This window comes from Bacteroides gallinarum DSM 18171 = JCM 13658 (assembly GCF_000374365.1).
Taxonomy (GTDB): Bacteria; Bacteroidota; Bacteroidia; order Bacteroidales; family Bacteroidaceae; genus Bacteroides; species Bacteroides gallinarum.
The window spans coordinates 1-26,805 of sequence record NZ_KB894156.1 but is presented as its reverse complement, the minus strand read 5'-3'; the positions used below and the strand labels follow the sequence as shown (position 1 = coordinate 26,805).

Sequence of the window (26,805 nt, the reverse complement as noted above, 5' to 3'; positions counted from 1 at the left end):
ACTTTGTGGTGTAACCTATTCATTTGGTGAATACAAAGTTAAACATTAAATATTAAACATCCAACAATTATGTCTGAAAACTTAGAAAAAATCCGTCCGGCACTTGTTGCCCTTGAAGTAGGTGAATCCGTTTCATTCCCCATTTCACGTTTGAAAAGCGTCCGTACACAGGCCTCAGAGCTTGGTGCCATCTACAACCGTCAGTTCAAGACCAGGACTGACAGGGAAAACCAAACCATCACGGTCAAACGAACAATATAGAAACCAAATCAGGTTTATATGAAGATATTACAGTTTCTGGACCATCTTATACCATACGAAACATTCCTGAATGACCTCTCCTCAAGAATTGTCAGGCAATTGAAAGCCGACAAGGATGATCCTGAATTCATCAGCCAGAGGAAGGCTTACGAGCTTTTTGGCCGCAGGAATGTGGAACGATGGAAACGTCAGGGAAAGGTGGTTTCCTATAAAAGACCGGGTAAGGTGGAATACCGCACGGCAGACCTCAGGCTTCTCCAGCGTACCACCCAGGATTATTTTGATGAGAGTCAGCCAAAACAGGCAGAAAAACCGGTCAAAAAAGATAAATGATAAACATATTATGGCTAACATTCTAATATTGATAAACTTTATTTGTTTAGTTTAGCCGTGATACTCTATGAAATATAAAGAAAGCAATTATAGTAGGTACAGGAATGTGCATCAGTAACCTTTGTTCACCAGCTTAACAATAAAGCCGGACAGATATTTGTATCGCACATTCATAATGATTTTATAATAATGAAAGAAATCAGACCAGCGTGCGATCCAAACGGTGTCTATTCAGTCAAGCGCACCTGTGCTGAACTCGGTATCAGCAACAAGACACTCAAAAAATACAGAGAGAACGGGTATATCCAACCGCTCAATCCTAATAATATCAGCCGTCCGAAATACTCCGGCCAGTCAATAATCGATTGTTGGAACCTGCTCAGTACGTTATGATAAGCGAAATAACCATACGGAAAGTAAGGGAACTTGCCATAGAATACGTACTCAGTCCTTATGTCAGACTGTCCAAAAAAGGCTCAACCCTGATGGGGCTTTGTCCTTTTCATTCTGAAAAGACCGGTTCCTTTGCCGTTACCCCAAGCAAGAATCTCTTCCATTGTTTCAGTTGTAACCGTGGCGGTGATTCAATTACGTTTATAATGGAAAAGGAAAACCTTTCCTTCAGTGCCGCCGTGGAATTTATTGCCAGAAACCATAATATTCCGGTAGAATACATCAGTGAAGAGCGCAGTGAGGAACAGATGGCTGAAGCCAGGCACCGGGAATCACTTCTGACAGTTCTCGATACAGTACAGTCTTTCTTCCTGCAAAATTTAAGAGCAACAGACAAGGAAGAGAGCCTTGATGCCAGAGCCTACGCATACGGCCGGTGGCATGAGGAGTTCTGTGCCTTTGCCGGAATAGGCTATGCACCGAAGGACGGTCAGGCCTTTATGGATTTCTGCAGAAACAAGGCTTTGAACGAAGAACTGCTGTACGAACTCGGTATGTTCAAGCGTGGCGAGGACGGAAACACATACGCCATGTTCCGACAGCGTATCATGATTCCCGTGAGAAACAGATGGGGACGCATCATTGCCTATACAGCCAGATACATCGGAGACAACAGGAAAGCTCCCAAGTATATCAACTCGGCAACAAGCATGATTTACTCCAAGGGAGAAACAGTATTCGGCATTGACCGTGCCGCCAGACTGCGTGATGCCGACTATTATATCATTGTGGAAGGTGCTCCTGATGTCCTGAGAATGCAGTCAATTGGATACGACAATACAGTAGCGTCACTTGGAACAGCCTGGAGTGACAGCCAGTTCGAGCAACTGAAAAAATATGTATCTTCACTCTGTTTCATTCCTGATTCGGATATTGCGGAAGGCAAACCATACGGACCGGGATTTGAGGCGGTGATGACCAACGGAGTTGCAGCCATAAGAAAAGGATTCCATGTAACAGTCAGGGAACTTCCTTTTGCAGAAATACCATCCGAGACAGAAGGAGAAGTACAATATGCAAAGAATGATGCCGACAGCCATATCCGCAGCAGGGAGGATTATACTTCACTTCCCGAAAAGCATTTCATTATCTGGCTGGCACAGAAACGTTTCCTGGTAGCCGGTTCCATGGTAGAAGAAAGGAAGTGTGTTGCGGAAATAGCAGACCTGTTGCGCTATATAAAAGACCAGCTTGTGTATGACCAGTGCATAGAACAGCTCTCCAGACTGCACGGCAAGGTAAAGCTATGGCGTGATGCCGTTACCCAGGCACGTGGTGAAGCCAGGAGAAGGAACGACAAACCTGCAGCCATGAACGAGATGCAGCGTGAAGCGGAACTGCTTCGCCAGTTCGGACTGTTCGTCAGGGAAAACTGTTACTACTCCATCGGTGAAGATGATGATGAACCGTCAAGAATCTCCAACTTCATCATGGAGCCACTGTTCCATATCGAGGATGAGATAAACGGAACCAGAATCTTCCGTATGAGGAATATGTACAATGTATACAGGGTCATAGAACTGAAGGAGTCAGAACTCTGCTCACTGAGCAACTTTCAGCAGAAGGTCGGCTCACTGGGCAATTATGTATGGCTGGCCAAGATAGACAAACTCAACCGTGTAAAGGAATACCTGTATTCAAAGACCGATACGGCAGAACGTATCAGAAAACTCGGCTGGAATGCGGCTGAAGGATTCTTTGCTTTTGGAAACGGAATATTTTTTGCAGGCACATTCAATGCTGTTGACGAATTGGGTATAGTCCGTGGAATCAACGGCAAGGCCTTCTATATACCGGCCACTTCAAAAATCTATCTAAACAATCCGGAGATATTCCAGTTTGAAAGACTCATGGTACATGAGAACCGTAACGGGATAAAACTGTATGATTACGTAAAAAGACTGATGGAAGTATTCGGTGAGAATGCAAGCGTAGCCTTCTGTTACCTTCTTGCCACCCTCTTCCGTGACATCATATTCAGACGTACCCGCCACTTTCCCATCCTGAACCTTTTCGGTGAGAAAGGAACCGGTAAGACAACCCTGGCTACTTCCCTCCAGTCCTTTTTCCTGCACGGAGTAGATCCGCCCAATCTCGGAGTAACTTCCGTACCGGCCATGAACGACCGTGTATCACAGGCCGTCAATACACTTGCCGTGCTTGATGAATACAAGAACGACCTCGACATACGAAAAATAGCTTACTTGAAAGGACTCTGGGGCGGTGGCGGCCAGACCAAAAAGAATACGAATACAGACGGGATGGCAGCACAGACCATTGTCACAACAGGTGTAGCCCTTTGCGGCCAGGACAAGCCGACACAGGATATGGCACTCTATACCCGTGTCATCTTCCTTGCCTTTTCAAAGACATCATTCAACCAGAATGAGAAAAGGGCTTACGAAGACCTTGTATCAGTCTGCAACATGGGACTAACCCACCTCACCCTGGAGATACTGGGACACCGGGAACTTTTTGAAAAGAACTTTCCGGAAATATACTCCATTACCAAGCGTGAGCTGGCTGCGAAACTGGAAAATGAAACCATCCATGACCGTATCTTCGGCAACTGGGTTATTCCATTAGCCACCTTCAGGACACTGGAGACAGTCATTGACGTGCCTTTCAGTTATGCGGAGCTTTTTGAAACAGCAGTCAAAGGAATACGCAACCAGAATGACCTGGCTCAGGAAAGTTCAGAGATAGCGGACTTTTGGAGTATGCTTCAGGGATTCCAGACTTCAGGGAAATGTATTGAGAAGGCACATTACCGTATAAGGTATATGAAATCTTTCCGTCCATTATCTGTAAAAGAAGATATAGAATTTAATGAAGCACGTCCCATTCTCTATCTGAACACGGCAGCCGTAGCATCACTGTTCAACAGCCGGAATGCAGGTTCAACTTCCAACCGCTCGAACTGGTCCACCATCATGTCGTACCTGAAATCCCATGCTTCATATTTGGGACTGAAACAGGACAGATTCACCATACTTCTGCCCAGCGGACTTCCTGACTATACCATTGACATTGTGAATGGAGAGCAAGTTAAGAAGGTAAAAGTAAACCGACCGAAGGCTTTATGCTTTGATTACCTGCAGCTGAAAGAGACTTTCGGACTGGATCTTGAAACAGAGGTAGTAGCAGAAAACCAGGAGGAAATACCTGTTGAGCAACAACATCCAGTCAAACAGGAGGAATTACATTTTGGCTGATTATTATGTTGTATCAAGAGAGCTATTATATTAATATACTGATTAACAAGTTATGTTATGTGTCTAAAAATATGCTTTTTAATTCATTATTATAGTGAAATTTCCGTATCTTTGTATTTATATGTACGACCTGATATGGAATTAGGTGTTTTTTGTAAAACGGATAATATGATAGAAACTATAACTGTAAAAAATTTCAAGTCAATAACAGATATGACATTATCTTTAGGTAATGTCAACGTTTTTATTGGTGCTAACGGTTCCGGTAAATCAAATATTCTTGAAGCTATAGCAATGGTTGCAGCTGAGCGTTCTGCCCAAATAGAGGTAAATTCCATGATACAGAAAGGTATCAGAATAGCAAAACCGGACTTAATGATAAGTTCATTTTATGGCCAGCCATCCAACAACACCATTAATGTAAATATATCTGGAACTGAAGGAGAACGTATAAAATATGCAGTTACCAATTTAACTCCAGAGGATATTTATTCTACTTGGAATGCTCCTTGGTCAACTGGAGCCAGGCGTGGAAATATTAAGGAAGCTGTAGAAAAAACAGATAAGTTAAAGGAATATTTGTCCAAGTATCTTATTTATTCACTGTCTATCAACGCACTTCGTGGATTGACTTCAGACAGCTTGCAATATCCTCTTGGTTTGAATGGAGAAGGCCTTGATGTGCTTCTTAACAACATACCCAAAGAAGAAATCATGCAGATAAAAGAATCTGCTAAAGACTATATATCCTGGATTGAAGATATATTCTTTGACAATGAAGAAATATACAAGATGCAGGGATATAAATTGGGAAGAAGTAAATCCAATCTCTATTTCAGGGATAAGTTTATGCAGAAAAAGAACAATCTGTTTTCTGCGGAGAATGCCAATGAAGGTGCGTTGGAATTATTGTTTTATCTTACACTCTTTATCAGCAGGAAGACCCCGGACTTCTTTGCCATTGACAACATTGAAAATGGGTTGAATCCCCGTTTGTGCAGGTTTCTCATGAAGAAAATCTGTGAATTGGCTGTCAAGAATGGTAAGCAGGTACTTATAACAACGCATAATCCGGCCATATTGGATGGCTTGAATCTTAATGACGGCAGTCAGCGATTATACGTTGTGACCCGTAACGATGAGGGAAAAACGCAGGCTAAACGTATCCAGACAAAAGAACAGACAGGTGAACAGCGCATGATGCTTTCAGAAATGTGGATGAAAGGACTTATTGGCGGTGTACCTTATAATTTCTGATGATATGAGATTGGGTATTATAGCAGAAGGAAAAGCTGACATAGCTGTAATAAAGGCAGTTCTGAAAGCTTTGAAGGGTATTGATGGTAGTGATGTCGTTCAATTGCGTCCCAGTGAACAGTTTGACGAGACTGATTTGAATGAAATGAATTTCAGTAACTGGAATCTGGTTTTGAAATCATGTGAGGACATTAGCTTGCTCCAGTCTTTTTTTGATGTATTGGCAGATGATGCTTTGCTTGTTGTTCAGATAGATACTGCAGAACGAGGTGAAGCTGGGTATGATATAAATGAACCATTACGTACAAAAGATACAGATTGGAAAGAATATTGTGATTATCTGTATAAAGCAGTAGAATATAAAATCTCGAATATTGTTCCGGAGGCTTATCGAGACAAGGTTGCATATGCAATAGCCATTGAAGAGACAGATGCATGGCTTATACCTCTATTTGACAATTCCTGCAAGGAAACAGCACAATACGCAAATCCAAAGGAACGTCTACATTATCTGATCAGCAGGATTGACGGTAAAAAAAGAACCAGATACATCAACACTGACAAAAAGAATCTGGACTATGATAATATATCAAAAGATATGAGAAAAGGACTTAAGACATGCCGTCAAAAAAGCCGGAGTCTTGATTTGTTCTGTTTGGACTTGGAGAACAAATGCAATATATAATATTATGCCAATAAAAGATAGATTTTCTCTCTTTTGTTGGCATATAAATTTTATAAGATTCTCATGGCGGTGAATGGGAAGATGTAAGTTTTGGAAAGCAAGTTAAATCTCAACTATAGCAGGAATTTCGGATAAACAGTAATATTGTAAAGCGTAAGTATCCAAAACTGGCGTCTTGACAAAATCCTCCCATAGAACTATCTTCGCAACATAACTTTAAGACCAAGATTATGTGTAGCGAAAGTGATTTTGAAAAGCTGTGGTTCATGTACAAGACCCAAGGTGAACCCAAAGGAGTATCCATCAACAAATTCTGTGTGATAAACAATGTCCCTTACAAAGCCTTCAACGATTGGTTCCGGAAGACCCAGAAGAGAGTGGTTCCCGTAGTGATAGAAGGGGCGCCCGTACAACCGGTGTCCGATGAACCGGTCAATACCGAAAAGCCGGTCAGCAATCCGGCTGCCACTCCCTGTAAAGGGACTATCCAGGTGACCATAAAGACGCATGAAGGGCTTTGCATACAGAAGAAGGGCTTAGACTATCAGGGGCTGAAGACACTGGTAGAGAAACTGGAGGGCTTATGCTAAGCATCAATGGCCTGCACAACTTCTACTATTTGCCCGAGCTCCACGACATGCGCTGCAAGGCTCAGCGTATAGCGGAAATAATCAGAGGCAGATACCATCGCGACCCGCTCAATGGTGATGTGTACATGTTCATGTCGAAAGACCGCCGCAGGGTACGGATGGTACACTATGAGCGCAACGCCTACTTTCTTCATGAAAAGAGCTTTATTAAAGGTTACAGGTTCATGAAAATAGAATACAATGAAGGCAATGCGGTGTATAGGATTGAATGGTCCGATCTGGTCCATATACTTGAATCGCCCGTTGTGACGACTATAAGAATTGACTGAAAAAAGTGCTGAAAACCAATAAAATATCTCTTGAAAAACTTGTGTATCTCATTGAAAATGAGTAATTTTATACTTGTAAAAAGCAAGAGATATGGACCTGAATGAACTTATAGAAAGCACGCTGCGCAGTCAGCATCTGGAGGAGATGCAGAATCGCCCCAGGGAGGAATACTCCCCGATTAAAGGGATGAGTAGCGAGCAGATAGAGCGTTACGCCTGTTTCCTCTATAAGGAACTTCAGGTAAGAACCCAAGAACTGGAAAGGATGAATGTCAGGCTGGATGAGATTATGGATGAACTTAAGAAGTCAGGCAAAAAGATAGACAATCTGACAGGACTGCTGGAGAAGGCAAATGACAGAGCCGATAAGGCCTTGCTTGAAAGTAAAATGCATCAAAAGGAAAACATCGAATTGAAAAAGATGAATGCTACCCTCCAACAGCGTCTGAACCTGATGAACAGCATGGCATTCGGTCCGTCCAAGAGCCAGAAAGGCATCGAAAAGAAGAAGCCTGTAAGAGGAAGACATGACGATAAGGACGACTTCGACGGCACGTCCCAATCCCTTGCCCCTGCCGAAGAGCCGGCGGAGCAGCCTCGGGAGGAAAAAGCTCCAAAGGAGTCAAGGGAACGTCCCGGGAGAAAGGGGATGGTTTACAACAAATCCGTTGTAGGCACTCCGATAATCCATAAGTCTGACTATAGCAGGCTGCCCCCGGGCGCTGTTGTCATCTCTTCAAAATTTAAGGTAGTGAGAGATGTAATAAGCCGTATAGAGGAGCATCACTTCGAGGTACTGAAGGTAAAATACGCCGACGGCCATATCAGGTCGGTGTATCTTCCTATCCCGGGAGAAGCCGGAGCAGAACTTTATGATGAGGTGGTTCCCGGTACACACATAACCGCCAGCCTGCTGTCTTACCTGTTGTTCAACCGCTTCCAGATGGCTACCCCGGCAAACCGCGAAGCCAGGAACCGTTTGGCCGATATGGACTGGCTGACTTCTCCGCAGAACCTCCTGAACTGGGCGGACAAGGGGGCGATACAGCTCAACAGGCTGATACCCGCACTGAAGAAGGTCGCACTGTGCGAAGGCGCAAACGTAAATGTGGACGAGACCTGGCTGCGTTACCGTACCGTTGACGTGAAACGTAAGACGTACATGTGGTGTCTGGTCAACAGGAAGGCACGCATCGTGATATTCTTCTACGAGGACACTGAAGACGGGAACGGAAACCCTAAGCATGGAGGCAGAAACAGGAACGTTCTGGTAGATTTTATAGATGGTGCCAGACTTAAATCGTTGCAGAGCGACGGATACAATGTCTATACTTATCTTGACAACGAGCTGATAGATATAGAGCATCTGTGCTGTCTCGCACATGCCAGAGCCAAGTTCAAGTATGCTTACGAACAGGGCTGTAAGTCGGCATACTTCTTCCTGTACATGATAGGCAGACTCTACAGACTGGAAGAGGAATACAGACGACTGAAGCTATCCCCTCAGGAGATATACGAGCGAAGGAACGATGATACGACAACAGAAATCGTGGAATCGATAAGAACCAGGCTCTATGAACTTCTGGCGGACGGGAATGAAGTGAACAGTGATCTTATGCTGAGAGCCCTCAATTATCTGAGAACCTTCTGGAAACAGATTTTCGCTTACAGGAATGACGGTGAATACAGTATAGACAACACGATAGCGGAACGGGCGATAAGGCCCATTGTCCTGCAGCGAAACGGAAGCATGTTCTTCGGAAGCGTTAAAGGAATAAGCAACTCGGCAGTGTTCAATACGTTCATCGAGACATGCAAGCAGCTTGGAATCTCGTTCCGGGATTACTTCTGCCGACTGATGAGAGAAATGAAAAAGGGAAGAACGGATTATGAGAACCTGCTTCCAATGACAATTTACCAATAAAAATCGTTAATTTTGTGGCACAATTTTTTGGCGAGCGCCCTCCAGCGCTCGCCTGAAAGGTGGTACCCCAGAATTGGATGAACTATAATAAAAACTTGAATATATTTAACAATTATAAGTATGTTTATGCATATATATAATGGAAGCTCGTCGGGCCTGACTGCTCAGTCCCTTGCCGCATGGCGCTCCCTCCGCAGGAGAGATTATGGTTTTACTGATATAAATCCATCCACGTATGGCTTATCTTGTGTAACAACTGCAAAGGCCTGTCTTACCAATTTATTGGCGACAGCAACAACAGCTACTTTACCAGGTTTACCTTTAAACCGTAGACGGTCAAAACATGCTTTACATTCTGTATTGCACCTAAGTGATGAGAATGCTGCCACATACAGTTGACTTCGAAGAATTGGATCGCCATTTCTGTTTATGTGGCCTTTAAAGTTGACAGATGTACCTGACTGTTGATATGTTGGTGATAAGCCAAGATAACGCGTAAGTTGTTTTGCATTATCAAAGTATGTAAAGCCACCAGTTGCCACAATTAAAGCCGCAGCTAGTGTTACACCGATACCTTTTATGGATGTGAGTAAATCCATTTGTCTCTTGAATTCATCATTAGCCAATGAAGCAAGTTCTTCTTCCATATATTTGATCTGTTTTTCCAGAAAAGCAATGGTTTTCTCTATTGTTTTCTTGCATTTAGAATCATAAATTGGAAGAACCTCCATAGAACCTTTCAGGTTGCTTGTTGCTACTAGCTGCTTCTTTAGCTGGCGTAGGACAGTACGTTTTTGTTTGAGAATTAAAATTGAATCGCTGCGCATTCTGTATGGAGATGGTTGCATCTTCTCACCGTATAGTGCTATAAGACGTGCATCAATCTCGTCAGACTTTATGACTGAAAGCATTACTCTGGAGAAATTTTTTATCTTCAAAGGGTTCTCCAGGCTTACTGTAAAACCAAACTCGGAAAGCATATATACAAGCAATGTACTGTAATTGCCTGTTGCTTCCATAACACAATGATGTTCATCAACTGAAATTGTTTTTATAAACTCACGAATACCTTTAGCTGTATTCTTAAAGGTTTTGGTTTTACTAGTCTTTGCAGACGAATAAGCAACAACAAATGTCAACTTGCTTACATCAATTCCAACGTAGATCATAAGCTAATGTTTTTATAATTAACAACGCAACATCTATACATCTTGAGCCATCATTGCAAATGCGGGGTCTAACTGCCCAATGAACTATCCGGATTCTGATGTAAAAGTGTGGGGGCTGAACATCCAATACAATCTTAACGATTAAGCTTACGTCGGTCTTATTCCACACTTTGATGTTGAAAATTTATACAAAAGTACAACGTTTAATTAATATACAATGCTTACTTGTAAAGCTGAAATTTATAATTAATTTCTTGCGATTTTTGTTGTTAAATTTCTGATTATCAGAATATTTTTGTATATTAGTATAGTGATAATGATTATAAACAAACAAGGGTAAAACAAATAAATCCTATGATTATGGCAAAAACATTTACTATTACCTATTATGGTAAGACTAAGGAATATCCAGAGAGCCAGCGTAAGAAAATGATTAAGGAGTTTGAGACAGCTATGCTTTGCTGTGATGGCAGTGAAGCTGAACGCTACAGGAATATATATGGAGACCTGGTTGCCGGTGAGAAGGAGTGTATAGACACAGAACGTCCATTGGGTCCTGAACTTGAAGCAATGATTGAGCGAATGTTTACTACTCAAAAATAATATTCTACAATTGCAGATTTCTATGTTGCATACCTGTTTCTGATACGCCCAATCTTCTGAAGCAGTTTCATTCTCAATTTTTCCGGATAAGCAATCTCCACCTTATCACCGAGAGCCAGGATTTCATCTACCAGTTCGTCAGTCACAAGAAGTGTGTAATCAAATGAAGTGAAACTCCCCATATCATTCCTTTCTACCTGTGAATGGTGGAAAGGATGTTTTCTCAGATAATCTGCAAATGGACCGTAAGCCCTTAGAGTAACCTCTTCCGGCTGTTGTCCGGTCGGAGCTACAACACCAATGGAGTCTGAAAGACGAGTCGCCAGCGAAAATCTGCAGTCAGTCTGAAACCTGTTTCCGCTGAGATAGATTCTTGTCAGTGCATTAAGAGGAACAGCACAGAACTCTGATCCGTTCCTGTATCCGAGCAGATACCAGCGGTTATGGAACAGCTTCAAACCTTCCGGTCGGAAACGGCCTTCCACTTCATTGCCCTTGTCATTCGTGTAGAATATGTACAGCTCATGCCCATCGCTTATACACTCCGATATATCCGGCAGGTATTCAATACCACTTGACATGTCAGGCAGTACGACACGATGGAACAGACACGGACTGCTTTTCAGAGCCACATCAATGATACGGCTGTTGAACAGCCAGTTGCGGTAACTGTCACCGAGTATTTCATCCAGATTCTGAATATAGTATGTATAGTCCTTTCTGTTGCACGCAATGACTATGTCGAAGTTCTCCTCAATCATCTTTCTGTGATGATGGAATGTGCGCAGACTCAACGGCTTTCCATTGTACAGGAAATGGTGCTTCCATATCTCACAAAGCCTTTCAAAAGTGACCTTTCTTTCCTGATAGACTGTATGCAACAGCCAAATGTATCGGTTGTAGATATTGTTCATAAAACTACCTCTTATAACTTGTTTAACTATCTAAATATAAGCATAATAAATGAGATATGCAAGAAAATTGCACATCTGTTTTGTACAATATTTTCACTATAATCCGGACTGGTTTTCAGTACAGATTTACTATGTCCATGCCTTTCTTCACTGCCTCTCTGCAGGTATAGAATGTCCCACCATAAGGTTTGCCGTCATAAAAGGCTATCACGCCACATGAATGCTCCAGCATGAAGTCATTGCGTCTTAGAAGACATCCTTTGAAATAGTGTTCACTCAATATGATAACTTGGTCAGCCTGGGAAATTATTCTCTGATGGCGTTCCTTCTCAATTGACGGCCACCGGTAGCTCTGTCTTCTGAAAGGAACAACGGCAATGAGCCGTATATCCGGATACCTTCCCTTCAGTGACAATACAGTCTCAGCGGCCATCATATCAAATCCCATGGCCATACCTGAGTAGAAGCAGGTTATACCTGACCTGCATGCAAGCGACACGGCTTCAACAAGCCGTGCCCTTATTTCATTCTGTCTTTCTACGGGAACAGTTCTGTGTCCCGTGAAAGCCAGTGACTTTGATTTGTCTGATAATATTCCGTTCATAGTTCTATACTTTATAATGAGTCCTTGCAAGGAAGATGCCTTCAATGACATTCGCTCCGAAACTCTCCAGCTGATTCGCATACATTCCGAAGCTGATTCCACGTGTTATCACATCATCGAAGACTATGACTGCCTTGTCCTTGAACCACTCTTCATCAAACTCGATGATGCTCACCTTTCTGATTTCCTTTTCAGCCTTACGGTTTTCATGAATAGCAAGTCTTTCTCCGCATACCCTTACATGGTCATATCCGTTTATCGCTCCGGTGAGTTCACATACCCTTTTGCAGAAGTCCATATACCGGATTTCATTCTTTCTTACTGATGATGCCGGAACCGGAATGAATACCAACTTTGAGCATCCGCTGCCGTGTTCCTCAATCATTCTTGCTGCCGTCATCTGTGCCACCGCTTCATGAGACCTTCCGTCCTTGAAGTCATAAACCAACTGTCTGTCGGCGATTTCCTTCTCGCCCACATTCTGAATACGTTTGGGAAAATACTTGCAGAACCATGTCTGTGGTTTTTCCAACTGCTTTCTGATGCTTTCGTCCATCTGTACCATACGCTCTGATTTTTTTCCCTTCTGTCAGCAAGTTTTTCAGCTTGCCCGAAGGATATTTTTTGCAGTTCTCAGAAGCGCAGGCATTCAATAAGGCAAACTTCAAGGAAAGCTGAAAATACGCTCAACCCCGTTTGAGGAAGATTTTCAGCCCTGTGTTTGACGTTTGCAATGCCGGAGATACCTTTGCAAAAAAATATCTGCAGAGGCATGCTGAACAAACCTGTGGCTGTAATGGTACATTGGGATAACCATGTATCCCTTTCGCATCAGATGTTTTCAGATAATAAAATGCACCCGTTTCAATGGTGACAGTGTTGACAGAGAGTATCTGTCAGTGTATCAGATACTTCACATAGAAATCATACGTTGACAAACGTTGACAAGTGTAGCCACAATTTTCAGTCCGCTAAAAATCCATAGCCAAACGTTGACACATTATAATACTCTATTCTTTATAAGAAAAATCAGAAAGAATATAATATGTTGTATTACAGCAGTTTCCCAGACTGACCTTATGCCGGATTTTCATTGGATTTGCTGTCAACGCTGTCAACCATCAAATATATGCCTTCCTTATTTCCGTAAAAACAGATTTACCATCAACCGCCTTAGTCCAGCCGTATTGAATATGATGGTAACACATAATCCATCGTATTCCCACAATCTCCGAAATAATCCCATATTTGACGTATTGACAGCTAATAATCAAGTGTTTACCTTTACATCATAGCATAAACGAAAGAATAACCAGCATGAGATATAATGAAAGTCGTTCCCGAAAAGACATATTCAGTGAAGGAGGCAGCACGCTACCTGGGTGTTCACCGCTGCACCATCTATGCCTATATCCGTTACCTGGAAAAGCCGCTGGCTTTCCTGAAGATACCTGACAAGTCAAAAAGGGTGTTCAGAGGAACTGACCTGATAGCCTACAAGGAAACCGGTCTGCCAAAACGTGGCCGCAAGCGTAAGAAACACCGTTAGTTCAGTCTGTCCCATGGAATGGTATCCAAAAGATTACATTTGGCATTCATAGCTGCAAGTTCAAGAGCCAGCAGCCTTGCCCTTAGCCTGACATCCTCCATGTCGGACACGGCCTGAAGGAACTCCGATGGCTCCATTGCTCCCGACTGAATCATCCATTCCCTTGCACATTGTTCAGGAACAACGGCACTGACGAAAGAGAATATTCCTTTTGCTATGCAGCCGGCTGTACCGTCACCGGCTTCAATGGTAAAGCAGAACGGTACACCGCTCGAAGTCTTCCTCCTGAAATTGAGATACCGGATTCCATCTATGTTTTCCATAGAAACGCTCCACCCATGCCGGACAGAGATATTAAAAATATTACGACAATTTTCCATTTACCATACAATTATAGTTTTGTTTTCATTTACCTGCTATAATAAGCAGCCGGTCTTGTCCGTGACGGATAGGACCGGCCACTTCTGTTTTCATACAGCCTATTCAAACCTTGCAAGAAAGTCCTGAAGTCTGCTGTCCTGAATCTGTTTCAGCGGAACCGGCTTAAAGTTCTGCTGCTGTCTTACCTGAAGCTTGCCAAGCCCCTGAGCACTCAGGTCAAGCTCCACATCTGAAAGCTCATTGAGGGAAATATACCCGTATTCATCCTCCATGAGTCCGACTACGATACCGAATAGAATCACATCGTCATCCTCCCTGTTTCCTTCAAGGATAAACCACCTTACAGAACCAAGGGCAAAAATCGCACGACAAACAGCCTCTTTTCCCTTGCCGTCCTGGGAAAAGAGCGGATAACCCTCCAGAGCTTCCGCCAGTTGTGTTGTCATCAATCTGCACATATCAGTAAAAAATTAAAAGATTGTTTGATACCCATTCTTCTTGCTTGCATAACACTTGATTTTGAAGTTCCAGTTCTTTTCCCTTTGGTAAAGCTCATTGAGCTTCATGGTTGGGAAAAACCGTTTTATGTGCATCCGTGACTGCGGACCAAAGGGAGAAAAAGACAAGTGTGAAGTCAGAGAATGCAGACGGAATACCCAAATTTTTGAGGTATGAGAAAATTTGCGGAAGGCTGCCGTCAAGTCCTCCGACTGGAAGCGCAAGCGTCACTTGGCGTTTCTCCAGTCCGAAGTACCTTTGCACATAAGAAACGGTTCCGGCTATGATGCTCCAATGATTTCCTGATATTCAGTATTCAAAGATTTCTAAGGAGCATAGTATCCGTTTTCAGACAAACCACCGGTAACCAGTTGCCAATGTCAGAGCCTTTGAAGTGAAGAGCAGCGTAACCTTAAAGGCTCTGTCTTTGGCAATTGTCCTGATTTATCTGCATGATTGCATGAACCTGTCGGGTGAAACTTGCCTGGTATCGGGATACGAAGCAAGTCAGCCGGTTAGTTTCCGTAGCATAAGGCATGTTGTTCCGGCTTCGCATGAAATACGAACTGTCGGAACAACATGCCTGTATTTTAGACGGGTATTCAAGGATATAGGCCGTTCCAGAATGCAAGCTTTAGCCTGCATCATCGGAACGACCTGCTTGTTTGCGTTTTCAGACATGTTATCGAAAATCAGTTACCAATGTCAGAGCCTTTGAAGTGAAGAGCAGCGTAACCTTAAAAGCTCTGTCTTTGGCAACAGCCCTGATTTATCTGCATGGTTGTATGAACCTGTCGGCTGAAACTTGCCTGGTATCACAGATACGAAGCAAGTCTGCCGGTAGTTTTCACATTGAATAAATAAAGAACTTTGGTAATATTAAATTCAAGCAGAAGTTAGAAGATTTATAGTATTAAATTTTTTATTATTGGCAGAATTATATAAGTTTGCGTGTTAGTTTAATAAATAAAAGATATATGAGCAACCTTAATAGAATTAAAGTAGTTCTGGTAGAACAAAAAAAAACAGGTAAATGGTTGGCAGATCAGTTAGGAAAGTCTACGTGCACAGTAAGTAAGTGGTGTCAGAATACTACTCAACCAGATTTACTGACATTGGAACAAATTGCACAACTTTTAGAGGTTGATATTAGAGACCTGCTTGTTGGTACAAAACTAACAACCACATCAAAATATTGATATGTTATGGCAAATACATTCATTATAACTTGTTATGGCAAGACAAATACATATCCTGAAAGTCTGCAAAAAAAATGACCAAAGAGTTCAAAATGGATATGTTTTGCTGTGATGGTAGTTAGGCTAGAGATATAGTATATTTATCAAGATTAGACAGTTGGCGAGAAGGTGTGTATGGATACAGATCACTCGTTGATTCATGAACTTGAAACTATGCTTGCAAAAATGTTTGCTACTACGCAATATTAATGAACTATACAATGTATAAGTTGGCGTTTATGCCATAATTTTTTAGTATGTAAAATAAAGAAATAAATGAATCAAAATAAGAATTATAAGTTTATAGATTTATTTGCTGGAGCTGGTGGCTTGTCTGAAGGTTTTATTAGAGCTGGCTTTGAACCGATAGCTCATATAGAAATGGATCATTATGCATGTGATACCTTAAAAACACGTGCTGCGTACCATTACTTAAAAGCAAATAATAAACTATCAATATATGAACAATATTTAAGGACAAAGAAAGAAAAAACTGATGGCGCTTGGTTGTGGAATCAAGTGCCAAAAGAAGTTATTGACACAGTTATTCAAGAAGCAATAGGTAAAGAAACTATTGATGGGATTTTTAAAAAAGTTGATAGACTGTGCAAAGGTCAAAAGGTCGATATTATAATTGGAGGTCCCCCTTGTCAAGCATATTCGATTGCCGGACGAGCTAGACTAGGAAAAAAAATTGAAGATGATCCACGAAATGATTTATATAAATTTTATGTGGAATTTCTGAAGCGATACAGTCCGGAAATGTTTGTTTTTGAAAATGTTCTTGGAATTAAAACAGCCAAAAAAGGTGAACCGTTCAGAGACTTACAGAGACTGGTCAATGACCTAGGATATAAAATGGAACCGGTTGAACAAATTGCGTCTGAGCATGGTGTCTTACAAAAAAGACATAGGATTATCATTGTTGGTTGGAAAATAATTCGTTCAGGAAGTGATATTCCTACAACTTATAACTATCCAACCCTTGAAAAAGAAGATATGCCATATTCTATAATGAAAGATTTGTTTTGTGATCTTCCTGAAAGAAAAGCTGGAGAAGGTGAATTATGTGGTATTGTTGAATATACAAAACCCTTGGAGGAAATGGAGTATCTTAGGAAAACAGCAATAAGAGGTGTTCTTAATTTTACGACTCAACATATTGCAAGACCAACAAATGATAATGATAGGGAAATATATAGACAAGCTGTATTGATGTGGAAAACAGGTAAAAGGCTTAATTATGCAAAACTCGATCCAGCCTTACAAAAACATAAAAATAAAGAATCTTTTTGTAATCGTTTTTGTGTCGTTGATCCCAATGGAGTTTGTCATACCGTTGTGGCTCACATTGCGATGGATGGACATTACTATATATATCCCAACGAAACTCCTACTTTAGAGAATGTTCGTTCAATAACAATAAGAGAAGCAGCTAGAATACAATCGTTTCCTGATGATTTCTTCTTTGAGGGAAGCCGAAGTGCAGCTTTTAAGCAAATAGGAAATGCTGTACCTGTTATATTAGCAGAAAAAATTGGCCTGAAAATAAAAAAGTTATTGAAAAATGAGGATAGATTACGATAGTCTTAGAACTGCGAATGCAATACCATGTGCCGCTTCAATGATTGAAACATTTAGAGCAATAGGGTACAATATCGAAACTGCAGTAGCAGATATTATAGATAATTCAATATCTGCAAATGCGAAAAATGTGTGGGTCACAAGACATTGGCATGGAGATAAGTCTTTCATAACAATTAAAGATGATGGATGCGGCATGAATAGTCAAGAAATAATTGATGCAATGCGTCCTGGAAGCCATAGCCCATTAGAAGAACGCTCTAAAACAGATCTTGGTAGATTTGGATTAGGTCTGAAAACAGCATCATTTTCACAATGTAGAAAATTAACTGTCCTTAGTAAAAAATCCGGATACCATAGTGCATACTGGACTTGGGACTTGGATTATGTAGCACAAACCAATGAATGGACTCTTTTACAATGGATTCCTGAATATTTGGACGAATCTGTAGATGATATTGAACATGGAACTCTTGTAATATGGTCAGATTTAGATAAAGTCGTTAGAAAAGGAACTTCCGAAAATGATATAAATGCAAAGGAAAAGTTTTCCAATTCTTTAGACCGTGTCCGTCAACATATTGCAATGACCTTTCACAGATTTCTTGAAGAAAAATCTTTAAAGATATTTTGGTGTGGTCATGAAATAAATCCTTGGAATCCCTTTTGTATAAGTGAATCTAAAACTCAGTCAAGACCTACAGAAGGAATCGTTGGAGGTATTAAATTGAAGGGATATGTATTGCCACATAAAAGTGCCTTTTCTTCAGAGAAGGCTTATAATGTGGCAGAAGGCATTAACGGCTGGCCAGCTCAACAAGGATTTTATGTATATAGAGGGAAACGTTTATTGTTAGCTGGGGATTGGCTTGGACTATTCAGAAAAGAAGAGCATTATAAATTAGTCCGCATTCAGGTAGATATTCCTAATACATTAGATAGTGAATGGCAGATTGATATTAAAAAATCAAAGGCGTATCCTCCTATACAATGCCAGAATCAACTTGAAGCATATGCAAAGGATGTGAGGAAAATAGGATGTGAGGTTTATCGTCATAGAGGAAAGATACTGAAACAACGTGCAGGTCAAAGTTTTCAGCCGCTGTGGAATGAGAAAAGGAAAGACAATAAATGGTCTTTTGTTATAAATCGAGATAATGCTATGATTCAGCAATTAAAAGATATGGCTCACACAGATTCCGATAAAGCCTTTAATTATTTATTACGTCTTATAGAGGAAACTATACCTGTTAAGACAATTTATATCAACGAAGCAAAAGGTGAAGAATCTCATAAAGAACCATTTGAAGGTTCAGATACTTCTGTAGTAAAAGATATGATTACAAGAATGTATCAGAATCTAATGGCTTCCAATATGACTTCAGAACAAGCTAAAGCATATATAATGACTATTGAGCCATTAAATTCATTTGAAGAACTTATTGAACAATTGTGATATGGAAGAATTATATAATAAAGCCTTAAATATTTGCCGTTTATTCATTGGTGCAATACCTGTTGTAACTGATGAACAGATTAATACCGCTATAGAGCAAGTATCTTTTATGCCAGATTTTAAAATGTTGGATAAACACATATTAAAAAAGAAACTACTTGCCCATTATGGTGTAAGAATTCAAGATTTTCAAATATTGGAAGGAAACGACAGACGTTTACCTTGGCTTAAAGAATTTAAAGCAAATAAAATATCTAATTGGAACTTTTGGACAAGATACAAGTTATATCTTTCAGAGCAGAAAGGGTATGCTCCGGCAGTTATAAATCAATTAGATGAAATCACTGATAGAATATTAGATAACTTGTTTAATCCTCAACAAGTTAATATCTCAATAGATAAAAAAGGGCTTGTTGTAGGGCAAGTGCAGTCAGGGAAGACAGCAAATTATACAGGTTTGATTTGTAAAGCTGCTGATGCAGGTTTTAATTTTATCATCGTATTAGCAGGTATTCATAATAATCTAAGAAGTCAGACACAAAGTCGAATTGATGAAGGATTTTTAGGTTTTGATACACAATACGAGCGAGCATACTCAATAAACTCAACAACTAAAATAGGTGTTGGTCTTATTCCTGGATTTGATTCAGCAATTGCAAATTCATATACGACAAGTATTGATAAAGGAGACTTTAATAGTAGGGCTGCAAATACGGCTGGATTTAATTTTAATGCACCACAGCCTATTATCTTGGTTGTGAAAAAAAATGCATCTGTACTTAAACGTCTTTATAAATGGCTTTGTGCACAAACTTCTGGTAAGAAACAAATATCAAATAAATCTCTTTTGTTAATTGATGATGAAGCTGATAATGCGTCCATTAATACAAAAAAAGATAAGGATACAGATCCAACTGCCATAAATGATAATATTCGTAAGATTATACAACTGTTCAATCGCTCTGCATATGTAGGATATACAGCAACTCCATTTGCGAATATATTTATAGCACAGGACGAAACAGACTTATTTCCAAGGGACTTTATAATAAATTTGCCAGCTCCAGATAATTATATTGGGCCAAATAAGGTTTTTGGCACATCTTCTGAAACTTCTGAAGAAGAGGATGATGTATTGCCTATTGTCATTCCTATTGATGATTATAAGGCTTTTATACCTGATGGACATAAAAAGGATGATAAAAAACCAACAAAAAGTGATATTCCTGGGTCTTTGAAGCTTGCTATTAAATGTTTTATTTTAACATGCGCAATTAGAAGAGCCAGAGGACAGGAGAACAAGCATAATTCCATGCTAATACATGTGTCAAGATATCAGGTTTGGCAAAATGAAATTCGGGATATTGTGAACGAACAGTTCAGGTACTATAAACAAGAAATAGAAGCTAATGATCCCGCTGTTTTAGCCGAGTTTCGGGCTTTATTAGAAGGAAATGTAAACGGGTGTCCATCGTATAAACAGATAACAGAAAAAATTAAGGGGTCTCCTTCTCTTTCAAAGATTGATCAGGACTTAACAGTTCATAAATGGGATGAAATAAAGCCATTATTATACCAAGCAGTTCAAAAAATTGAAGTAAAATCTATTAATGGTTCCTCTGGTGATGTTGTTGACTACCAATTAAATTCTAAAACCGGTATTTCAGTTATTGCAATTGGTGGAGATAAGTTATCTCGAGGCTTAACGTTAGAAGGTTTATCGGTAAGTTATTTTCTAAGAGCTTCGAAGATGTATGATACTCTTATGCAGATGGGAAGATGGTTTGGTTATCGTCCTGGCTATGTTGATTTGTGCCGTTTGTTTACTAGTAGCGAACTTAATGAATGGTATAGGCATATTGCTGTAGCTTCATCTGAGCTACTTGATGAATTTGATTATTTAGCGGAATCAAGAAGTACTCCAGAAACTTATGGTTTAAGAGTTCGTACCCATCCAGGTTGTCTTCAAATTACTGCTCTAAATAAAATGCGTAATTCACATGAAATTCAGGTATCATGGGCTGAAAGACTTATTGAAACATATCAGTTACCACTGAATGAGGATTTAAAGAATAAGAATCTTGTTGAAACAGATAATTTTCTCAGTAAGTTAGGTAAGCCTTTAACAAAAAACGAGAATTATCTGTGGACTAATGTTTCTCCGGTTGATGTCTGTGAGTATTTCAGTAATTTCAGTGTAGCTGAGGGACTCAGAAAAGTCAACATGGAGTTAATTTGTGAATATATTCAAGAATTAGTATCTAAAGGAGAACTCACAAAGTGGAGTGTTGTATTAATGAATAAGACAACACGGTCGAATGCTAGAGAAACTATAAAGAAGCATACTTTTTGTGGCTCTTATTCTGTATCATGTTTTAATCGTAGCCGCGCTGTAGATTCCAGCAATTATAAAACATACTTTATAAGAAAGAATCATATTGTCGGAAATCCTAGCGATGAATTAATAGATCTTGATAATGATTTATTAAATGAAGCTTTAAAAGAAACAATCGAACTTAATAAAAAGAAAGGGATTGAATGGAAACACACATATCCACAGCCAATAGTTGTTAGGTCGAAGTTTAGACCGATAAATCAACCGTTACTAATTATTTACCCACTTAATCCTGAATATGCAAATGTTAAGGATGAAAATGGTAATATTGTGCCAGGTACAACTATCTTTACAGCAGAAGATGATCCTTTTGTCGGATTTGCCATTTCATTCCCTCACACCAATACAAATTGTGCAGTTTCATACAAGGTAAATATGGTGGCAGAGTATGCTGACATTGAAGATAATTTTGATAATGAAAACGACAACACATATGGCGACTAATATACCAATACAAGTAATATGGAATAGCCTGAAGTCAAATAAGACTTATGGTTTGGTCAAGCAATTGTATAACAGTAATTTAAGTGCAAATATATATGCAATATATAAGTATCCTGAAAATCTTCATGGTATAAGTGTGTCATTTAATCGTAATATAAAATTAGATATATCTTCATTTTCAGGACTAAAGGAGTTGGATATTTCAATAATAAATGATGCCTCATTACCACAGAATCAGATGTTATGCATACAGTTAATAGATTCAGGTAATTTGTTTGTTTTTGCTACCTTGTGCGAAGATCTGATCTCATCTATTGGTAATATATCTGACGAAAAAATCTTAGTTAGGTCAATTCTTTGTCAATTAGAAAAATGGCGAAATCTTTTTGAATGTTCAAGAAAGAAAGAATTGTCAGAGAGTGAACAATTAGGACTTTTTGGAGAATTGACATTCTTGCAATATATGTTACAGGTATTACCCACAAGACAGTTAGATGTATTGCATACATGGATGGGAGTTGAGAAATCAAATAAAGATTTTCAGGGAAATGAGTGGGCAGTAGAAGTAAAGTCATCCATAGGCAGGAAAAATAAGGTGACGATAAATGGGGAAACTCAGTTGGATAGTAATATTTTTAAACATCTGATATTGTGCCATTATTCTATTGAGAGAAATAATGCTAATGGCTTAACATTACCTCAATTAATTGATGCAATTGAGAACTTGCTAAAATATGATCAAATGATTCTTAACTATTTTCGGGCAAGATTAATGTTGGCCGGGTATATGCCGGAAGACAGAACTAAATACGAATTAAGACACTATAATATAAAGAAAAGGGATTTGTATAGTGTGACATCAGATTTCCCAAGAATTGTTCAAGATGATTTAAGAAAAGGAGTACATGATGTAACATATACAATAATGCTTGATGTGTGTGGGTCTTTTTTAATATCTGAAAATAAATTATTACAAATAATAAAGCAACTATGAATTTGTTAGATAAATTTTATTCATCATTTATGCAGGAGATTGTTTCCAGACAGCTTGCAAATGAAGATGGAGAAACTCAGGAACAGGCATTTACACGTTATGTCTTAGACCTATTATCAGAAGCTGGGGAGACAGAGAATGCAGCTGTAGCCTTTGATGAGAAAGCTTTGGGAACCTCGAAGCAACACAAAATCAATGGTTTTGCAATATCTGACAATTATGAAACCATTGATTTGTTCATATCTCTCTATGAAGTCGAAGAGCAAGTATATACAGTTCAGAAAAGTGAAGTTACAAGAGCCGCAACTCGTATTACAAATTTTTTTAGAAAAGCTGTTTATGATGATTATGTTAATGAAGTAGCTGAATCTTCTGAAATATTTGAGTTTGCACATACTCTGGCTAATTATGGAGAATTAAAAGACAACTTAATTCGTGTAAATGTAAGTATATTAACTAATGGTGAATATAAAGGAGATATACCGGATAATGCGGAAATATGTGGATATAAAATCTTTTATAGAGTTGTTGATATTAAATACATTTTCCAGATTTCTGAAGAATCTCATGTTCCAATTGAAATTGATTTTAAGGAAGAAGGTTTTCTTGTTCCTTGTTTGCCGGCATCATCTGATAATGAAGATTATCAGTCTTTTATCGCCATTATTCCTGGTATCTGTTTAGCTAATTTATATGAGCGCTATGGTGCTAGATTACTAGAACAGAATGTGCGTTCATTCTTACAATTTTCAGGAAAAATAAATAAAGGTATAAGAGATACTATAAAAAAAGAGCCACATATGTTTCTGGCATTCAACAATGGTCTGGCTGCTACTGCTGACCATATTGAATTGGATGAAGATAATAGATATATAACAAAAATCTCTAATCTTCAGATTGTTAATGGTGGACAGACAACAGCGTCTATTTATCATACATTCAAGAAAGATAAAGCAGATATATCTAAAATTTTTGTTCAGGCAAAAGTTTCTGTTATTAAACGGATTGAAGAGTATAGTAATATAGTATCTCGCATATCCCGGTATGCCAATACTCAGAATAAGGTAAATGATGCTGACTTTACTGCGAATAATCCGTATTTAGTTGCACTTGAGAAACTGTCCCGTTGTGTTTTGACTCCGAGAACCGAGAACTCGGTCAATCAAACATATTGGTTTTTTGAGCGTGCAAGAGGTCAGTATAAGAATCTTCGTATGAAAGAAGGATTTACAAAAGTACGTCAAAAAGCTTTTGACCTTAAATATCCTAAAAATCAAATGTTTACGAAAGTTGAATTAGCTAAATATATTAATGCCTATGCTGAAGTGTATGAAGGTAAAAAGCTTGTTATTGGACCACATATTGTTGTAAAAGGTAATGAGAAAAACTTCGCAAAGTTTATAAATAATAATTTACCAAGTGCACTTAGTAAAATTAATAATATATACTACGAGGATACTATTGCTAAAGCTATATTGTTTAGAGCTATGGATAAACTTTATGGTACAAAGAAATCTGAAACAAATATAGGCGAGTTAAAACAGGTTGTAGTACCATATACAATATCATTGCTTACTATTCTGACAAATAATCGTTTAAATCTTTATAAGATTTGGAAAGAGCAGTCAATTTCAGAGCAACTATCTTCTTTTTTATATGATTTAATGAAACAAGTAAATAATTTCATATTAAAGGAATCGCCTGTTTCTCATTATATAGAATGGTCTAAGAAAGAAGAATGTTGGGAAAAGATTAAGCAGCATACTTGGGCCTATAATATATTAGACATAGAAAAAGATTTAGTTGATGATTCTCAACCGATAATTCGTAAAGAAATTTTTTTCGGAGACAAACAAGATAATACTGTAGAACATGATATGGAGATAATTACATCCATACCTCATCAGTTATGGTCTAAAATTTCAGAATGGGGGCGGGATACAGATAGTTTATCCATTAACTATCAATCTACAGCGATGGATATTGCACATAAACTTAAATTTAATCGTAAGTTTAGTGATAATGATCGGCAAAGAGCAATGGCTATTTATGATATAGTATGTGAAAAAAATATTGAATTATTATTAGAAGCAGACGAACTGGCAAATGTTGAAGCTCCACAGAAAACGCCAACAACTGAAGAAAGTCAAATACTTGAGCTCATAACTATTGAATTAGTTCAAAAGATGGTAGATTGGGATAGACGTAAACGGGTATTAAAGGATTGGCAATGGAAGGTTATGGATGATGTTGTCAAAGGAAAAAGGCAGCTTGATGACCGGATGAAATATGGCTTTTATTCCAATTTAAAGCGATTGCGTAGTAAAGGGTTTCCAGAATAAAAGTCTATGCAGAAATAATATAGTGCAACTAATAATATTTTTTATTGTATTATTATCAAATAATAATACAATAAAGTTAGTGAGATTTTAATGGAGGATATTTAAAAAACAAATTAATGATGTCAGATAGATTAACTAAAGAACAGCGTCATAAAAATATGTCTGCAATACGTGGCAAGAATACTAAACCAGAATTACTAGTCCGTAAGTTCTTGTTCAGCCGTGGCTTCCGCTACCGTCTGAATCATCCTCGTCTACCTGGGCATCCTGATCTTGTATTGCGGAAATACAGAACTGTAATATTTGTAAACGGTTGTTTTTGGCATGGCCATGACGGATGCAAATATTTTGTATTACCGAAAACAAATTCAGAGTTTTGGAAGGACAAAATCCAGAAAAATAAAGGTCGTGACATTAAAGAACAAAAAGAACTGGCTTCTATGGGATGGCACTGTATTACTGTATGGGAATGTCAATTAAAGCCTGCAATACGTGAACAGACTTTGAAATCACTAGAATATACGCTTAATCATATCTTTTTGAGTGACAGGAGGATAAAACCTTATGATAACTATGAAAGTGATCAGATGTTTGTTGCAGAATCAGAAAATAACGGCTATTAACTCAAAACTAAAATAAATAAAAATATAATAGAATTATGGACAATCAAACAACTATTGGACGCTTGTTTGGCGAAGATATGATAAGCTTTATTATACCAAGCTATCAAAGGGCTTATTCTTGGAGAGTTGGAAAAGAAGGACGTATTGGTCAGGTGGATATGTATTTAAATGACATAATTGACCAACCAGATGGTTCTAACTACTTTCTGGGACATTATCTTTTTGAGAAAACTCAAGGGAATAGGTATGAGTTGATTGATGGGCAGCAAAGACTGACAACAACAGTTATTTTTATGAGCTGTTTGGTTAAAGAGTTACGTAAACGTGACATCGTAAGATTCGAGTATAATAATATGCAATATGCTACTGAGCAAATATATGAGCGTTACCTGCAACCACGGTATGGGAACCAAAAGTTTGAGACTGTTCCTGAAGATTCTTCTTTTTTTAACCGATTAATTATTAAATGTGGAAATGACTATAGGGTAGAAACCGGAAGAAAGTCAGAGCAACGTATTCGTGAGGCTACAAGATTCTTTGAAGAAAAAATGGCTACACAAGTAAACGAAGAAGCTCTTTTCAGATGGTTTTATGTAATTGACAATGCCATAATTACAACATTTTTATTGAGCGGTGAATCAGCAAAGCTTACAGCTACACAAATATTTGCTTTTCAGAATGATAGAGGTTTAGGGTTGGGATATTCAGTAAATGTCCCTAAAAATCAAGATGGCATATGAAGATGATAGAGCATACTCACTTCATATGCCATTTTTATAGTCCTATTCCTGTAATTTCTCACACAATCTTACCCTACAAGACATGACGCTCGGGAAGAAGTCTGAAGACATCTTCTGCCTCTGCCTGTAAAATCATATCATGCCGCTTTCACCGTCCTGTTCCTGATCTTGTCTATCATCAGTACGGCATTTGCCGTATGTATTCCAAAGAAAATCCACAGGAT

The 26,805-nt window shown here is 39.0% G+C and carries 25 protein-coding genes; 19 read left to right on the top strand and 6 right to left on the bottom strand.

Annotated elements, in window-relative coordinates; genetic code table 11:
- Positions 1–69: 69 nt before the first annotated feature.
- From C233_RS23800 to C233_RS0117545, 9 genes are all read left to right on the top strand, one after another.
- Positions 70–261, top strand: a complete 192-nt coding sequence (locus C233_RS23800) for a hypothetical protein (protein ID WP_025069085.1) — start codon at positions 70–72, stop codon at positions 259–261.
- Between the two features lie 18 nt (positions 262–279).
- Positions 280–594 (top strand): hypothetical protein, encoded by a 315-nt coding sequence (locus C233_RS0117575; protein ID WP_005815676.1) that lies wholly within the window; start codon positions 280–282, stop codon positions 592–594.
- A gap of 189 nt (positions 595–783) precedes the next feature.
- A complete protein-coding gene (locus tag C233_RS24895; RefSeq protein ID WP_005815674.1) occupies positions 784–987 on the top strand; it encodes a hypothetical protein in 204 nt (67 codons plus the stop codon).
- Entirely contained in the window at positions 984–4,262 is a 3,279-nt protein-coding gene (locus tag C233_RS0117570) for a DNA primase (RefSeq protein ID WP_025069084.1), read from the top strand. The genes C233_RS24895 and C233_RS0117570 overlap by 4 nt, the downstream gene beginning before the upstream one ends.
- 135 nt (positions 4,263–4,397) lie before the next feature.
- Positions 4,398–5,519, top strand: coding sequence for an AAA family ATPase (locus C233_RS0117565; protein WP_244149080.1), 1,122 nt, complete (start codon positions 4,398–4,400; stop codon positions 5,517–5,519).
- A 4-nt stretch (positions 5,520–5,523) separates the two neighbouring features.
- Positions 5,524–6,204, top strand: coding sequence for a hypothetical protein (locus tag C233_RS0117560; protein WP_025069083.1), 681 nt, complete (start codon positions 5,524–5,526; stop codon positions 6,202–6,204).
- Between the two features lie 230 nt (positions 6,205–6,434).
- Complete coding sequence (locus C233_RS0117555; RefSeq protein WP_025069082.1) at positions 6,435–6,794, top strand: hypothetical protein; 360 nt, start codon at positions 6,435–6,437, stop codon at positions 6,792–6,794.
- Entirely contained in the window at positions 6,788–7,123 is a 336-nt protein-coding gene (tnpB, locus tag C233_RS0117550; RefSeq protein ID WP_018668854.1) for an IS66 family insertion sequence element accessory protein TnpB, read from the top strand. Before C233_RS0117555 ends, tnpB begins: the two co-directional genes overlap by 7 nt.
- 91 nt (positions 7,124–7,214) lie before the next feature.
- Positions 7,215–9,047, top strand: coding sequence for an IS66 family transposase (locus C233_RS0117545; RefSeq protein ID WP_018668853.1), 1,833 nt, complete (start codon positions 7,215–7,217; stop codon positions 9,045–9,047).
- A gap of 203 nt (positions 9,048–9,250) precedes the next feature.
- Here the strand turns inward: C233_RS0117545 and C233_RS0117540 are convergent, their stop codons facing one another.
- Entirely contained in the window at positions 9,251–10,216 is a 966-nt protein-coding gene (locus tag C233_RS0117540; protein ID WP_018668852.1) for an IS110 family RNA-guided transposase, read from the bottom strand.
- A gap of 360 nt (positions 10,217–10,576) precedes the next feature.
- On the opposite strand from C233_RS0117540, the gene C233_RS0117535 reads away from it, so the two are divergent.
- Positions 10,577–10,819: a hypothetical protein gene (locus tag C233_RS0117535; RefSeq protein WP_241217603.1), complete on the top strand. Its 243-nt coding sequence runs from the start codon at positions 10,577–10,579 to the stop codon at positions 10,817–10,819.
- Positions 10,820–10,839: 20 nt separating this feature from the next.
- Here the strand turns inward: C233_RS0117535 and C233_RS0117530 are convergent, their stop codons facing one another.
- From C233_RS0117530 to C233_RS0117520, 3 genes are all read right to left on the bottom strand, one after another.
- Complete coding sequence (locus C233_RS0117530) at positions 10,840–11,733, bottom strand: helix-turn-helix transcriptional regulator (protein ID WP_025069081.1); 894 nt, start codon at positions 11,731–11,733, stop codon at positions 10,840–10,842.
- A 115-nt stretch (positions 11,734–11,848) separates the two neighbouring features.
- Positions 11,849–12,337 carry an SLOG family protein gene (locus C233_RS0117525; RefSeq protein WP_026314908.1) on the bottom strand — a complete coding sequence of 163 codons (489 nt, stop codon included), beginning with the start codon at positions 12,335–12,337 and terminating at the stop codon, positions 11,849–11,851.
- Between the two features lie 4 nt (positions 12,338–12,341).
- Complete coding sequence (locus C233_RS0117520; RefSeq protein WP_018668848.1) at positions 12,342–12,902, bottom strand: ribonucleotide-diphosphate reductase subunit alpha; 561 nt, start codon at positions 12,900–12,902, stop codon at positions 12,342–12,344.
- A 762-nt stretch (positions 12,903–13,664) separates the two neighbouring features.
- Here C233_RS0117520 and C233_RS0117515 point away from each other — a divergent pair.
- Positions 13,665–13,886 (top strand): helix-turn-helix domain-containing protein, encoded by a 222-nt coding sequence (locus C233_RS0117515; protein WP_018668847.1) that lies wholly within the window; start codon positions 13,665–13,667, stop codon positions 13,884–13,886.
- On the opposite strand, the gene C233_RS0117510 is transcribed toward C233_RS0117515, so the two are convergent.
- Both C233_RS0117510 and C233_RS0117505 read right to left on the bottom strand, forming a co-directional pair.
- A complete protein-coding gene (locus C233_RS0117510; protein ID WP_025069080.1) occupies positions 13,883–14,266 on the bottom strand; it encodes a hypothetical protein in 384 nt (127 codons plus the stop codon). The genes C233_RS0117515 and C233_RS0117510 overlap by 4 nt on opposite strands.
- Positions 14,267–14,365: 99 nt before the next feature.
- Positions 14,366–14,725, bottom strand: a complete 360-nt coding sequence (locus tag C233_RS0117505; protein WP_018668845.1) for a hypothetical protein — start codon at positions 14,723–14,725, stop codon at positions 14,366–14,368.
- Between the two features lie 1,017 nt (positions 14,726–15,742).
- Here C233_RS0117505 and C233_RS0117500 point away from each other — a divergent pair.
- From C233_RS0117500 to C233_RS22820, 8 genes are all read left to right on the top strand, one after another.
- Complete coding sequence (locus C233_RS0117500; protein ID WP_007835193.1) at positions 15,743–15,964, top strand: helix-turn-helix transcriptional regulator; 222 nt, start codon at positions 15,743–15,745, stop codon at positions 15,962–15,964.
- Positions 15,965–16,279: 315 nt separating this feature from the next.
- Positions 16,280–17,590 carry a DNA cytosine methyltransferase gene (locus C233_RS0117495; RefSeq protein ID WP_018668843.1) on the top strand — a complete coding sequence of 437 codons (1,311 nt, stop codon included), beginning with the start codon at positions 16,280–16,282 and terminating at the stop codon, positions 17,588–17,590.
- Positions 17,571–19,043, top strand: coding sequence for an ATP-binding protein (locus C233_RS0117490; protein WP_018668842.1), 1,473 nt, complete (start codon positions 17,571–17,573; stop codon positions 19,041–19,043). The genes C233_RS0117495 and C233_RS0117490 overlap by 20 nt, the downstream gene beginning before the upstream one ends.
- Before the next feature lies 1 nt (position 19,044).
- The gene (locus C233_RS0117485) at positions 19,045–21,882 is read left to right on the top strand and encodes a Z1 domain-containing protein (RefSeq protein WP_018668841.1); all 2,838 of its coding nucleotides are present in this window, start codon (positions 19,045–19,047) and stop codon (positions 21,880–21,882) included.
- Positions 21,872–22,876 carry a PD-(D/E)XK motif protein gene (locus tag C233_RS0117480; RefSeq protein ID WP_018668840.1) on the top strand — a complete coding sequence of 335 codons (1,005 nt, stop codon included), beginning with the start codon at positions 21,872–21,874 and terminating at the stop codon, positions 22,874–22,876. The genes C233_RS0117485 and C233_RS0117480 overlap by 11 nt, the downstream gene beginning before the upstream one ends.
- Positions 22,873–25,218 carry an AIPR family protein gene (locus tag C233_RS0117475; RefSeq protein WP_018668839.1) on the top strand — a complete coding sequence of 782 codons (2,346 nt, stop codon included), beginning with the start codon at positions 22,873–22,875 and terminating at the stop codon, positions 25,216–25,218. Before C233_RS0117480 ends, C233_RS0117475 begins: the two co-directional genes overlap by 4 nt.
- A gap of 119 nt (positions 25,219–25,337) precedes the next feature.
- The gene (locus C233_RS0117470) at positions 25,338–25,841 is read left to right on the top strand and encodes a very short patch repair endonuclease (protein WP_025069079.1); all 504 of its coding nucleotides are present in this window, start codon (positions 25,338–25,340) and stop codon (positions 25,839–25,841) included.
- Positions 25,842–25,876: 35 nt separating this feature from the next.
- Positions 25,877–26,581: a DUF262 domain-containing protein gene (locus C233_RS22820; RefSeq protein WP_018668837.1), complete on the top strand. Its 705-nt coding sequence runs from the start codon at positions 25,877–25,879 to the stop codon at positions 26,579–26,581.
- Positions 26,582–26,805: the final 224 nt, after the last annotated feature.